This is a genomic window from Paenibacillus sp. CB74 (assembly GCF_055687625.1).
Map to the genome: position 1 here is coordinate 2,232,835 of NZ_CM146009.1, position 14,004 is coordinate 2,246,838.

Genomic DNA, 14,004 nt, shown 5'->3' on the forward strand with positions numbered 1-14,004 from the left:
ACCTTTTCCTCTACTTTTCATCTACTATTAAGAACCTTTAATAGAAAAGAGATGATTAGTATGGCTCGTGTCAATGCTGTTCGACAACCGGATCTGGTGTTAATCTATTGGTCCAGAAATCCGCTCGTGCCTGGTTCTGCGCGCAGAATTCAAAGCGTACGTGTGATTGGAAACACCGCTCCGTGTACATTTACCTTAGTTCCCGGGGCATTATTGATCAATGCATTAAACTGTTTGTTGGACAACGATATTGGATTCAAAGTGGTATACCGCCAGAAAACATCAGCCATCAGTGGAGTTCTGTTATTGAAACGCAGATAATCAGACCCGAAAAAAATGGTGCTCCCTTTAGGAGAGCACCATTTTCTCATTTTTCATTCTTGGATTATATCCATTAATCCTTTATTGATTAGCAGCGATTGTTTCATTCACTTCCTGTGTAATCTCATCACCGCCGAGTTTCTTCCAATTGGCAACAAAGTTATCGAACTCGTCAATCGACAGGTTACCATAGATGATTTTCAGGAACGTCTCGGCTCTCAATTTATCCAGCGTAGCTTGCTTGGTATTCATTGTTCTCGTTGGTGCATAGATGAATTCATTCATGACAATCAGGTCATTATCCCGATAATATTTAATCACACCTTGCGAACTCTCTGGGCCAAATATCCGCTCCATATGCCACTTGTCGAGATTACCATTCCGATAATCCATAATATCATCATAGAACAGCTTCGCTTCGAGTTCCAATCCGGACGTATCTCCTGTTTGAAGCGCCTGCTCCACTTCGTCCTGCGCCTTCACATTTTTGTTGGCTGGCAGGTTAGAAACCGTCGCATTATGAAAACCAAGACCTGTCAGTCCATTTAAGTAAGCAGCCCGTTCTTCCTTCGCAGACTCACCAAACATTTTTTCAGCCTGGAAATTGAGCAATTTAATTAACGCTTCCGGATGCTCGTAACCTTTGCGAACAGCAAATATGCCGCCCAGACTAAGATGGTTCTGTGTTTTTGCTGGCTGATCATCAATCGATTGAACCGGGTAAGGCATCCAGTCGATGTTCTTGTCTTTCTTAATCATACTGCTAACCTGGAAAGGTGCCCATTGTGGCAGGAAGAACATGCCTGACTTGCCAGCATTCACATCCTCCATCATTTTAGCAAAATCTTTAACGCCAAATTCGGGATCAAGAACACCCTTCTGATACAGAGTCTGGAGCTCACGCAATCCTTCTTTCACTTCCGGTTGGATCGTTCCATTCACGACTTGACCTGAAGCATCCTTAATCCAGGTTTCGAGATAACCATGATAGCCGAGCAAGAACGCGTTGATAGGTAAATCCTTGTTTAAGGCAATGCCGTACGTATCATCTTTGCCATTTCCGTCTGGATCTTCGAAGGTAAAGGCTTCCGCAATCTGGATGACATCCTGCATGGTTTTAGGTGCCTCAAGCCCAACCTTTTTCAGCCAATCCTGACGAATCCAGATCATATCCGAGGAATCCAACGAACCTGGGAAGCTAACCATGGCGTATATTTTTCCATCCTTGGTTACCGGCTTCAAACCTGCTCCATCTTCAGCAGACATGAACTCCTTCACCAGTTCGGATGCATACTTGTCATATACTTCGGTCAGATCCTCCAGCATTCCCGCTTCATGCAGTTGTTCGAATTGCACAGCGCTCACTTTCAGTACATCCGGCAGATCACCACTCGCGAGCGTAACATTCATCTTATCGTTATAATTGGCATCCGGAACAATCCATTCGTACGATACATCAATACCGAGTTCATCCTTATACCCTCTGGTCCAGATGTTATTGGCGTGTGTATCTCCTTCGGCTAGCGATTCTTTCCCCGTTTCATTCATGGTAGAAGTTAATTTAATGGGTGGGTCGTATTTCGTAAGTGGTCCTCCCGCATCCTGCTGTGTGTTTGGCTCAGCTTCATTCTCGGCACTTCCCGCACCGGACGAACAGGCTGCAAGTGTGGTGGCTAGTACTATGGTTAATGTTAATAATGAGAACTTCTTGAATGATATATTCATGCGAATCCCCCTTTTTTCTCCTCCCGTGAGGTATAATTTTATATTACAAAGGAAGCGCTATCACTTCGAGTGTACCCCGTTTACATCTAGTATCTTTGATTTACCCTTTGAGAAATCCTCTAACTTTTCTGATCCCGATACTCTTGAGGGGTGCAGCCTGTCGCTTTTTTGAAGAAACGATAAAAATAATGCTGATCGCTAAACCCAACCCTCGCAGATATTTCATGCATCTTACAGGTCGAACCCAGAAGCAACTCTTTGCTTCGCTCCACTCTAAGGTCATGGATGTAGTCGGATATGCCTTTGCCTGTAATCCGTTTGTACCAACGTGACAGATAAGAAGGGTTAAGAGAGACTTCCTGTGCGATCCGTGTGAGTGAGAGGTCGTCCTCCAGATGGTGCTTGATATAATGATGGATCGTGATCAGAATCTGTGATTGGTCATTCAGACGAGCATTGCTTCGTTTGGAGATCATCCATTCGTATGCAGATTGATAAAAGATAACCAGTTCGGACCATGCGGTATGGATGTCAAAATGCAGCATTCGGGACAGCGCTATCTCTTCCATTGCCGATTCATACAGCCCTAATTCGTGCAGGACTTCAATGAACACATTGGCTGCGCCAGTATAGGTTTTCATTCGAAAGAACGGATCTTGAAGTCCTTTCTTCGCAGCCTCGGTCCATTTATGGAAGGACTCCATCCACTCCCGGTCACCTGCTGTTATTCGCTGTTTGATGTGCTCCAGATGCAGAACTACGACACCCTGTTGATTCATCATGCTAGGAGTGTAAGGCAATTTATCCTGGATTTTGACACGCAACAGCTTCTCCATCCCCAGCCCCGGACTCTCATGAATCGATAGACGCAACTGCGCAATAGCCTGATTAACCCTGTTCCATTCTACCGCCTGCTCACTAACCATGATGGATACGGACAGGTTCAAACAGTCCGCACAGGATTGCTGCACAGACTCCAGTGTGCCATAGACAAAACGAAGAGTTTGTTGCCAGTTATCCAGCTGACTTCCTCGCCCCCCTTCAGTATTAGATACGTGTGGCGGATGCACCCCCTGCGATTGAATAAAGCAAGCGATGACCTGAGTGTCCAGATCAATTGCCTTCACCTTGGCCTTGTCCTGCAGCAGTTCCTCTGCAACATTGGCAACGGCATAGCGGATTAAGCTGCGATCGGCCTGGGACTGATAGTTGTTCCATTCTTCTACCCGGATGATTACTGGAATAACGAGTTGATCGGATTCGAAAGGTAGCTGTACAGCATCAAGTTCTTCCTGAAGTGAAATGATATCATGGCTTTCCGTTCGCTTAAGCACATCCAGCAGCAATTGACGCTGTAACTGGGGCAGCGCTCGTGGCAATTTACTCCGAAACCATGCAGCTTGGTAGCGAAAATCATTCTCTTCGGAGATTTGTGTTAATGCCCGTTCTACCGCAGCCCGAATGTGATTCATGCCCTCTGTCTTTAACAGGTAATCAACAACGCAAGGATTCCGAATAGCTTGGTGTGCATAATCAAATTCGTTATGACCTGTCAGCAAGAGGACTTTGCATCGTGGCCATCGATCCATAATCTGTTCAATTAATTCCATGCCGTCCATGCCAGGCATACAGATATCACTGAGTACAATATCAACCTTTACCAAGTTCAGCCAATCGATAGCTTCATAGGCCGAGTATGCCTTGATTATCTCCATGTCCTGAAGATTTGCTTTTTGAAAAAACGCATACAGTCCGTCCAGAATAACGGGTTCATCATCTACTATGAGCATTCTCTGCATGACGTTACTCCCCCTCCCATGGAATCTTCACTATAATGCACAACCCACCGAGCTCACTTCGCTGCGCTGTAAGACCATAACCAGCCCCGAATTTGATTCTTAATCGCTGATTCACATTGATGAGCCCGGTTATCTCTTCGTTTCCATGTTTCCGCTCTGTTTCCTCAAATGCAGATTGCAGATAATTCAATGTTTCATCACTTAACTGATCCCCATCATCCTCAATGCGAATGGACAGATTGTCCAGGCCCTTTTGGTACGAGAACTGTAGGATACCTCCTTCGCTGCGTTTGGCTAGTGCATGCTCAAACACATTCTCTACGATCGGCTGAATCATGACTCTGGGAACGGAAATGACTCTGTATCTTGCGTCCAGATCCTCTAATTCCAATTGAATCCTCGAACCAAACCGGATTTTTTGAATCGATGCATAGACCAGCGCATGGTCAATCTCAGCCCCCAACGATACCTCCGTATGAGAATCCCGAGACATATACCTGAAATATTGACCCAGGTAGTCGGTGAATTCCTGAATGAGCTCCACATTCTCCACCTCAGCCATTTGCTTGATGCTGAACAGACTGTTGTATAGAAAGTGAGGTTGAATCTGGGATTGCAGATGTTTGAGTTCCGCCTCACTTGTTCGAATGCGCGCAACATAATTCTCATCGATCAAAATATGTAAGCGTTCTATCATATGGTTGAATCGGGAGTACAAATAGCCGAATTCATCCCTTCTGGATGAAGGAATATATACACTTGTCTGGCCCTGTTCAGCCATTCTAAATCCTCGGATGAGCAACGATAAAGGTTGGTGAATCGATCTATAGATCGAAAAAGAGAAGACAATAATAATTACAACCGACATGAAGGTCACCATCCATAACCATACGTTGTATTGTTCCAGTGGTGCGCTCAGCACATCCTGCGGAATAGTGGCTGTCAGCGTGAACGAATGATCTTTATCGTGTAAAGAATAATAGAGATATGAATCAGATTGGAACTTTGTAACTTGCATGGACTCAGACGGTTCAGGCGGAACTGTTCGAATCGGTTTTACAGGTGCTGCCTGCTCTGAAGAAGAGATGACTACATTATGGTGTTCACCAAAACTCAGTGTAATCTCACTTTCACCCGTTTCCGACAGTTGCTGCAAACGATGTTTCAGTTCTTCAGCAGACAAGCGTATTCCTAATATGAAATTGGGTGGCTCCTCATGGTTCATGTTATACGGATTACTTTTCAGGAAATAGAGAACGTTATTGGAATGCGATAATTCGCCATTCAGATTCCCCATTGTCGCGAGCAGATTCTTCCACTCGGTATCCTCTACATCCCGAATCCCGTCCGCCGCACTGACTCGTTTATGCAGAGCGGGAACGTAATACACAACATCACTAATATAAGGACTCGTCACCATGATCTGACCCAACTTATTGTGAATGTTGTTCAGGCTGGACGTGATTTCATAGCTACTCATAATCGCAGCTCTTGTACTTAGCGTGGACATGGGTTCATCAAATGAAAATTCGGTAACCAGCGCACTCATCCGCTCCAATTCGAATTGCAGATGATTATGGTAGAAGTACAATATGGACTCATGGGCCTTCTCCACCTCTGTCTGCATTTGTTTGGAGCTGAGTTGTGTAATCATAATGCTTATCCCGTACAGGGGCAGAATGACCAGTATAAAAGCAATCATCAGTTTGACGACAATGGATGACTCTCTCCATCTCCCCCAAATGAATCTCAATGTTCCATCTCTCCTCTCCTCTTTCTTCTCACCTCAATAGCAAAAAAAGGAGCCAGAAATCGGCTCCTCAATCGATTGGTTTTCCTCCTACCGATCTTATCCCTTTACACTTCCGACGACAAGCCCATGAACGAAATATCGCTGCAGGAACGGATACACAAGTAGAATCGGAATAACGGACAAAAAGATCTGGGAAGCTTGGGTAGTTCTATCCGATACCTGACTTAAGAGTGTCGCATCCTCCAGCGTCATCATCTCGCTCTGAATCATCGTCACCTGCTGTAACATGGACTGAAGATATGTAGCAAGCGGATAACCTTCCGGACTTTTCATGTAGATCATGCCATCGAACCAGGCGTTCCAGTGTCCCACCATGGCGAACAGCGTGATGGTCGCAATACTGGGAAGTGAAATAGGAAGATAGATGCTGCATAGCGTGCGGAAATGTCCTGCCCCATCCATCCAGGAGGCCTCTTCAAGTTCCTTCGGCAATCCCCGGAAGAAATTAAGCATTAGAAGTACATTAAAGATCGGAACAGCACCCGGCAAAATTAGAGCCCAGATGGAATCCAACAAGCCCGCTTCCTTAACCACCAGGTAACCCGGGATCAATCCTCCACTGAATAACATGGTGAATACGAATATCCAGGCATAGACTGTTCTTGAACGGAATTTGGCAGCCTCTTTGGAGAGCGGATAAGCTACCAGAATTGTGAAGATCAGATTGGTCGTAACCCCCAGAATGACACGTAGCAGGCTCGTGCCGAATGAGTTCAGGAATTGCTGATTTTCCAGAATGTATTGATAGGAGGACAATGTAAAATCCACAGGCCAGAATGTGACGCTCCCCGCTTTGACCGCATCACTTGAACTAAATGAAATCGCTAATATATTCACAATCGGGAACAGGCATAACAAGGCAAGAATCGTCAGGATGACGTAGTTAAACCCTAGGAACCACCGATAGGCTCTTGAAGCGTGGTGCATGACTCTGCCTCCTTTCTAGAATATCCGATAATTCGCGAACCGATAGGCCAAGAAATAACCAAGTCCGATAAAAATGAACGAAACGACAGATTTGATCAGCCCCAACGCTGTGGATACAGAATACTGTGCATCCTGCAATCCGATCCGATAGATCATCGTATCGAGAATATCTCCTGATTCGTATACTAATGGATTATAGAGGTTGAACACTTGATCAAAACCGCCGTTGAGTACATTCCCCAGACTAAGTGTTACCATCAAAATTACGATTGGGCGAATGCCGGGCAGTGTGATATGCCATGTCTGTTTCCATCTTCCCGCTCCATCCATAACAGAGGCCTCGTAGAGTGACTTATCAATATTCGTGAGGGCAGCAAGATAGATAATCGTACCAAATCCGAATTCTTTCCATTGGTCTGTGATGACGAGTATGTATGGAAACCACTCGTTACTGGCCAGGAATTGAATTGGGTCAATTCCGAGGGCTTTTAGCAACATATTAACGATCCCTGTGCTGGGAGATAACACATCCACGATGATTCCCGCCAGAATAACCCAAGAGAAAAAGTGAGGCATATAAATTACAGTCTGAATCGTTCTTTTGAAACCTGTCTTGCGAACCTCGTTGAGTAATAAGGCTACAAGTACCGGAATAACCAAGCCGGACACAATTTTCATCGTTGATATAAACACCGTATTCCATACAACTTGCGAGAAACCGGGCAGATCGAACAGATACCTGAAATTATCCCACCCCACCCAGTTCATGTTTTTGAATCCGGCAATGGGAGAGAAATCCTGAAAGGCAATAGAGAGCCCCGCCATCGGAATGTAACCGAATACAATAATAATCAGCAGTCCGGGTAGAATCATAAGATGAAGCGGAACGTTTCGGATGAATTGTTTGTAGTTGGAACGCATAGCTGACTCCTCCTTCAACGTTTATTATAGGAGCAGCCCTTTCACCGCAACAGTGTGGGCTATTTACTTTAGGTATCTTTTGTTGACTGCTTTCCACAGTTCAATAGCATACCAAAAAAGAAACGAATCAGTTGCAATTCTATTGTTAAGCCATTAGAATGAACTCTTTTGAGATATGCTTATACATAGACATGGTGGAAGGAATTTGCAACTACGATATGAAACCTTACATTCCAGTGTACGTAATGTAATATTTACCATTAGGGTGTAGAGTAAACTGTTATTTATTTTGATTACAATGAGGGATATTATGAAAAAACAATTTATGGTACTTGGTCTTGGACGATTCGGTTCAAGCTTGACACACACACTCATTAAAAATGGGCATGAAGTGCTCGCTGTAGACAAAAGCGAAACTCTTGTTCAGGAGATTTCAACGGTGGCAACCCATGCGGTACAAGCAGATTGCACTGACAAATCAGTCCTTATGGAGCTTGGAGCAAGCAATTTTTCACACGCCATTGTCGCGATTGGCGAAGATCTGCAAGCAAGCATACTGACCACTCTGTTATTGAAAGAACTTAATGTACCCAAAGTAACAGCCAAAGCAAAAAATGATAACCATGGCAGTGTGCTTAGCAAGATTGGTGCGGATCAGATCGTCTATCCTGAACGTGACATGGCCACAAGGCTGGGGAATCAGCTTAGCTCAGACAACATTATTGATTCCATTGAATTGTCTTCAGATTATAATCTGGTTGAAATCAAAGCACCCTTAAGTATGAATCAGAAGACACTTCTGGAACTCAACATTCGGGCAGAATATGGATGTACCGTTATCGCCATCAAAACGGGGAATAACCTGAATATCTCACCCATGGCAGAAGACATAGTCCGTGCGGGAGATATGCTCCTGTTAATAGGCAGTAACGATGACATTCGGAATCTGGAGAGTGACTATGAACCAAAGAAATAAAAGCACACATGGAAACTCGCCGCTAGATAAGATTGAATCCATTGTGAACAAGCTAAAAAATAATATGAGCCCTCCTCAACTGATCATGATCATCTTCTTCACCCTTATCTGGATCGGAGCCATATTGTTAGCACTACCGGTATCTTCCAGTAACGGAAAATCAATCGGGTTAATTGATGCTCTGTTTACAGCTACTTCTGCAATCTGTGTAAACGGGCTTATCGTACTGAATACAGGGAGTGTCTTTTCAACATTCGGACAGGTCATCATCATGATTTTGATTCAGGTTGGTGGACTGGGTTTTATGACACTAGGTGTAATGGTTGCCATTATTCTGGGGAAACGGATTGGTTTGAAACAGAGGCTTCTTATTCAACAAGCCACCAACACCTCCTCTGCTCAAGGTCTGGTTAAATTATCCATGTATATTGTACTTATAGCCTTTGCTTTTGAAGCTCTGGCTACGGTGGTTCTTACATTGCGCTGGCAGAGTGATTTGGGATGGGGACAAGCTTTCTATTACGCCATATTCCATTCCATCTCTGCCTTCAATAATGCGGGTTTCTCTCTTTGGAGTGATAGCCTTACCCCATTTGTTGGTGACCCGATTGTTAATCTCACAGTCATTACGCTCTTTATCATTGGCGGCTTGGGTTACATTGTGGTTGTGGATGTATTCCGCAAACGTTCATGGAGAAAGCTCTCCCTTCATTCAAAAATTGTGTTAATCGGTAGTTTTTCTCTGTACTTGTTTGGATTTCTGACTATTTTTTTACTCGAGAGTTGGAACCCTTCTACGTTTGCTGATTTATCTTACAGTGAACGTATATGGGCTTCTCTGTTTCAGGGTACTGCTCCTCGAAGCTCTGGATTCAATACCATTGACATTGGAAGTATGTTGGCCACATCCCAATTTTTCATTATTATCCTAATGTTCATTGGGGCTTCTTCCGGCGGAACAGGTGGAGGAATTAAAATCAATACTTTTGTGGTCCTTATTCTTGCGACCATACAAACATTTCGGGGCGGCGGACAGATTCATGCTTTTGAGCGTAAAATTGCAGAAGAAACAGTAATGCGTGCACTCGCTGTTGTCTTAAGTTCTCTCGCCTTTGTGCTTGGGATTTCCATTCTGCTATCCATATCCGAAGGCATTCTAGAAAATCATTTTCTGGATGTTCTGTTTGAAGCCACTTCAGCATTTAGCACCACAGGACTCTCGATGGGTCTGACGAGTGAGTTGAGTGTTGCCGGTAAAATTATAGTCTCTATTACGATGTTTGCAGGACGATTGGGACCATTAACTCTGGCTTTTGCACTGGCTCAGAAGAAACGCACATCCAAAATCGGTTATGCAGAGGACCATGTCCTTATTGGTTAACATACCGGACTATGACATGTTAATCCTATTCGTAAATTAATTGATTTTTATGTCAAAACAAGTTCAATAGCAAAAGGCCCCCTTATCGGAGACAACTGATGTCTGCATAAAGGGGCCTTTATTTATATATTTGCTTACTGAAGATCCATAATAAGAACATTTACCGAATGAGCTGACAAATCAACAATCACTGATTCACCATTCAATTTTATCTCCTGTTCTTGGGGAACCACTTTCTCATCATTCTTCTGATTCACATTTGGAATATGCACCAAATGATCTTCTCCGGTAAGCGTGAGCAGTCTGGCTGAAGCTTTCACATTCAGATCCTGAAGGCAAATCCGGGTTGATTTATCCACATCATCTGCATTCACCAGCTTCACATACACATGCCGTGCGTCCTTCGTAACGGAGTGGAATACTTCCCGGTTATAGGCTTCCAGCTTGTAATCCAGAACTTTGCTGGGATGGAGACCATCTGTATACGAGCAGATCAGATTCTTTCCTGTATCCCCACCATAGTTAACCGTAATCCTATAATCGGTCCCATTCTCGATTGGTTCATAATTGGCCGCTCTCAGATTACCTGCTGCTGAACTGGATGAGTAATCTCCCAGTGTATAACCCTCGACCCCTTGTTTGTACACCTTCACGCCTGTTGCGTTCCCGTCGTAACTGATTGCGTACTCAATGACATCCTTGTTCTCAGGTGAGATATCCGTCAATCCCACGCCGATGTAAAAACCATCCTCACCCGAAATTCTCTCCGCCTCAACGTGCACCTTGTAGTTGGTCCATTCGCCATTCAGCAGGTACAGTCCATTTAATCCAGTAGTTTGTGCGCTCAAGATGAGCCCTTTTCCTGCGGTTAACGTGTATCCTTCCGATCCGGGAATCTGGCTCCATGCCTCACTAAGCTCTGTACGTTCCCTGAAATCTTCTTCAAACATCAAGCTGCCATCCACATTGGACGTGACGGTGACTCGTTTCACCACGATGTCTGCATTCCCTGTCGCAATCTCGATGCCGCCACGTGGAATGAGATTCAGCGGTTTGCCTTTGCTATATGTGGAGAACGAAGTCGCAAGGACCTGATCCCCTATATATTTTGCAAAAAGCTGCTGCACATAATAATTCGGTGTGTACCACACCGTTTCATCATCAAACCAAATGCAGTCCGGCGTCCAGCGGTAGGTCCCGTCCGTTAGTACTTTGTTGAACAATGGCGCATAGGCAGCCAGACGAACAACGTCCGCATTATTTTCAAAGCCGGTCATGATCGCAGCTTCCGCAACCGCACCTGCCAGTGTATTTTTGTCCGTGGAAGCATACTCTCCCACAAACACTTTGGATGTTTCTTTCCAGTCGACACTTCCGTCTTCATGATAGGCCCGGTCATAGTAGTTGTAACGATCCACGTTATTCAGCAAATATTCATTGGATCGATAGTAGTGCTCATCTGCGATGGTGTCCATATAATTGTCCTGATTCTCATACCAGGTTACGGTCTCCTCAATGACCTCTGTACCATCTGCAAAAGCAACTTGGGTTGATCCGGTCAGATTTCCGCTGAGGAACTTCCATCCTTCCTGATACGCATCATCATCCGCCTGAGCACCAACCGTCGAGATAATGTGCAGCTCATGATCCGGATAGTTCCGTTTCATGTACTCATCTATCGAGCTTTTGAACACTTCGAAATTGGCAAAAAATTCAGTGCCCCAGTTCTCATTACCTACACCCAGATAACGAAGATCGAACGGTTCAGGATGTCCCATCTGGCTTCGTACCGCCGCCCATTCGTTGTGTTCAACATCTGTACTGAGTGCAAAGTCGATCAGGTCGGTGAAGTTGCGGATATAATATTCCCTTAATGCGCCACCCGCAGGGTGAGCATAATCCGAACGTGCCTGACATAACACACCGCAAGCCATCACCGGAACCGGAGCAGCATTCAGATCCTCCGCCAACTGGAAGTACTCCATATAACCAAGCCCCATCGTCATCATGTAACCCCAGACATTATAATTCTCTTTGCGCAGCTCAACGGGTCCTACAGAATCCTTCCAATCGTATACGTTGTCCCATATGAAGGACCCTTCCGAGATACATCCTCCCGGAAAACGCAGGAACTTTGGATGCAGATCTGCGAGTGCCTGAATTAGATCTTTTCTCAATCGATAGTTCGGATTACCTGTGTAGTTGGCATGTGCTGTAGCGGATATTCCTTCTTCTGTCGGATCAGCTCCCCATACATTCTGAGGCACTAAAGACACCATATCAACAGATATGTCACCTGCAAACGTAAGTGCCAGTTGACCAAATACAGTATGTTTTCCGGTAAGTGACAAGCCGTATTTCTTCCATGTGTTCCCGCCTTCAACATGTAACGTTACCGAATCACTGATGGAAGTGTCTTCTCTATCCTGCAATTGAACAGTGATTGTTCCTGCCGACTCTGCTTTTGCCCATACGGTAAAATCATACGCCTCACCCTGCTTGATGGACATGGCACAATGCTGGTTGGAGTCTGAGAATCCACGATTTCGAATCGTTGCCCCATCCTGAACGGTGACATAATAAGCATTTACTTCGGGATCTTGCACGTTAAAATGTGTATTCAATCCCTCCGTATGCTGCACGAGCATCTTCTCGGTATCCCCTGACCAGGCAAACAAAGGTTCACGATTTCGACCTGTCGAACAACCACATTCCCCCGAATCATGTGAATATGTATCAAATGCAAAAGATTCAAATGATCGATTCTGAACAAGCTCCGCATAGATCCCGCCATCAGCGGCGTTATTAATATCCTCATAGAACAAACCATACATCACTTCACTGATGTCAGCCACCTTCTGATCTCCATGGATGGTGATCGTATACGGCGGGACGTGCGCCGGCACAACAGACACGTCAAAGCTTTGGCTCAGCTTGCTATCACCTTTGTTCAGAAGCGCACGGAGCGTAACCTCTTGTGCGGATGTAATTGCCTGAACCTCTCCATTCTCAGACAGGACTTCCGGATTACTGGAACTCCACTGTACCGTCACTTTATCACCCAGTAAATGTGTGGGTAGTGACACATCTTTGGTGATAATTCGGTTAGGGAAGGACAAATACTTGTCTGCCGCTAGCTTCACAATCGCTTCATCTGTCAGTGATTCACACATCACTTCAATCACCTGATCCATGGTGAGCGCTGCCCCATAGATCCGAAAGTCGGACAACGAACCTGCAAAATCCACATCAGCTGCGTATTGGGAGCGTCCAATATAGTTCTGGTTATAATTCTCAGGGTCCTTGAACGTATCAAACCAATTGCGCAGTTTGGCATAATTGCCACTGGATGTCTGACTGATCGAACCGTCTGCGGCTTTCTCCCCGTTCACATACACAATCGGACCTGCACTGCTGAGCGTCCCTCCTTGGCTGCCTGCCACGGAGAGTGCAATATGCATCCATTCACCGCTTGCAACTCCCCCACTTGGGTGAACAACCAGATTATCTCCGGCATATAACGTACCCAGAAGCTGACGCGTCAAAAACATATACGGTCCCTTCTCTCCTTTGCCAAAGTCAAAAATGCGTTCCCACACATTAGCCCCCTTGCCCAGGAACACCCAAGTGGCAATTGTAATTCCTGTGTTATCGCTTACATTCCGAAGTAGATCCGAAGATAACTGCAGATAAGAAGTACCATTCACTCCCCCGCTAAAAGTTACAGCCGATCTGCCTTTCACTTTGGATCCCACTGGCAGAATCTCGCCTTTTGCCAAACTATCATGCCCGTTCCCGGAGTTGTCTTTACCGATCTGAACAGCATCTTCGAATGTGTACCGTGCGATTAATTGGTTTTGATACGAAGTCATGTGCTAACCTCCTATGTAGTGTAGAATTGTCTTCCCCTCTTTTGATTCGCATAATTATAAAATGATTGATAAATATATAAAGACATAATCTAAACGTAATACTATCGCATTACAGAGTCCCATTTCAATCCTAAATTTAAAAATGACTCCTGTTTTATTTATGTTTATTTCTATGTAAGAAGCTTGGTCGGTCCATCTCTCTGCTCTTATTTTTATTCATTTTGCTATAAATCCATCATATTTATGGTTTACAAACATATAAACCAATT

Annotated in this window: 9 protein-coding genes; 3 read left to right on the forward strand and 6 right to left on the reverse strand. The window is 44.8% G+C overall.

Annotated features, from left to right (window positions below; translation table 11 throughout):
• The first annotated feature begins 60 nt into the window (after nt 1-60).
• Entirely contained in the window at nt 61-321 is a 261-nt protein-coding gene (locus ACX9NY_RS09935) for a hypothetical protein (RefSeq protein ID WP_339242352.1), read from the forward strand.
• Between the two features lie 81 nt (nt 322-402).
• Here ACX9NY_RS09935 and ACX9NY_RS09940 read toward each other — a convergent pair whose 3' ends face one another.
• From ACX9NY_RS09940 to ACX9NY_RS09960, 5 genes are all read right to left on the reverse strand, one after another.
• On the reverse strand, nt 403-2,046 hold the full coding sequence (locus ACX9NY_RS09940; RefSeq protein WP_472478418.1) for an extracellular solute-binding protein: 1,644 nt from the start codon (nt 2,044-2,046) through the stop codon (nt 403-405).
• A gap of 119 nt (nt 2,047-2,165) precedes the next feature.
• On the reverse strand, nt 2,166-3,845 hold the full coding sequence (locus ACX9NY_RS09945; RefSeq protein ID WP_472478420.1) for a response regulator: 1,680 nt from the start codon (nt 3,843-3,845) through the stop codon (nt 2,166-2,168).
• A 4-nt stretch (nt 3,846-3,849) separates the two neighbouring features.
• On the reverse strand, nt 3,850-5,598 hold the full coding sequence (locus tag ACX9NY_RS09950) for a sensor histidine kinase (protein WP_472478422.1): 1,749 nt from the start codon (nt 5,596-5,598) through the stop codon (nt 3,850-3,852).
• A gap of 96 nt (nt 5,599-5,694) precedes the next feature.
• Nucleotides 5,695-6,585 (reverse strand): carbohydrate ABC transporter permease, encoded by an 891-nt coding sequence (locus ACX9NY_RS09955; protein WP_339242341.1) that lies wholly within the window; start codon nt 6,583-6,585, stop codon nt 5,695-5,697.
• A gap of 15 nt (nt 6,586-6,600) precedes the next feature.
• Nucleotides 6,601-7,506 carry an ABC transporter permease gene (locus ACX9NY_RS09960; protein ID WP_339242339.1) on the reverse strand — a complete coding sequence of 302 codons (906 nt, stop codon included), beginning with the start codon at nt 7,504-7,506 and terminating at the stop codon, nt 6,601-6,603.
• A 310-nt stretch (nt 7,507-7,816) separates the two neighbouring features.
• On the opposite strand from ACX9NY_RS09960, the gene ACX9NY_RS09965 reads away from it, so the two are divergent.
• Together ACX9NY_RS09965 and ACX9NY_RS09970 are read left to right on the forward strand one after the other, a co-directional pair.
• Complete coding sequence (locus ACX9NY_RS09965; protein ID WP_237175555.1) at nt 7,817-8,482, forward strand: potassium channel family protein; 666 nt, start codon at nt 7,817-7,819, stop codon at nt 8,480-8,482.
• A complete protein-coding gene (locus ACX9NY_RS09970; protein ID WP_472478425.1) occupies nt 8,466-9,863 on the forward strand; it encodes a TrkH family potassium uptake protein in 1,398 nt (465 codons plus the stop codon). The genes ACX9NY_RS09965 and ACX9NY_RS09970 overlap by 17 nt, the downstream gene beginning before the upstream one ends.
• A gap of 134 nt (nt 9,864-9,997) precedes the next feature.
• On the opposite strand, the gene ACX9NY_RS09975 is transcribed toward ACX9NY_RS09970, so the two are convergent.
• Entirely contained in the window at nt 9,998-13,735 is a 3,738-nt protein-coding gene (locus ACX9NY_RS09975) for an alpha-L-arabinofuranosidase C-terminal domain-containing protein (RefSeq protein ID WP_472478427.1), read from the reverse strand.
• Nucleotides 13,736-14,004: the final 269 nt, after the last annotated feature.

What these genes read in the sequence shown, in the direction of transcription:
- ACX9NY_RS09935 (WP_339242352.1), top strand. Translation starts at nt 61, where the DNA reads ATGGCTCGTGTCAATGCTGTTCGACAACCGGATCTGGTGTTAATCTAT.
- ACX9NY_RS09940 (WP_472478418.1), bottom strand. Translation starts at nt 2,046, where the DNA reads ATGAATATATCATTCAAGAAGTTCTCATTATTAACATTAACCATAGTA.
- ACX9NY_RS09945 (WP_472478420.1), bottom strand. Translation starts at nt 3,845, where the DNA reads ATGCAGAGAATGCTCATAGTAGATGATGAACCCGTTATTCTGGACGGA.
- ACX9NY_RS09955 (WP_339242341.1), bottom strand. Translation starts at nt 6,585, where the DNA reads ATGCACCACGCTTCAAGAGCCTATCGGTGGTTCCTAGGGTTTAACTAC.
- ACX9NY_RS09960 (WP_339242339.1), bottom strand. Translation starts at nt 7,506, where the DNA reads ATGCGTTCCAACTACAAACAATTCATCCGAAACGTTCCGCTTCATCTT.
- ACX9NY_RS09965 (WP_237175555.1), top strand. Translation starts at nt 7,817, where the DNA reads ATGAAAAAACAATTTATGGTACTTGGTCTTGGACGATTCGGTTCAAGC.
- ACX9NY_RS09970 (WP_472478425.1), top strand. Translation starts at nt 8,466, where the DNA reads ATGAACCAAAGAAATAAAAGCACACATGGAAACTCGCCGCTAGATAAG.
- ACX9NY_RS09975 (WP_472478427.1), bottom strand. Translation starts at nt 13,735, where the DNA reads ATGACTTCGTATCAAAACCAATTAATCGCACGGTACACATTCGAAGAT.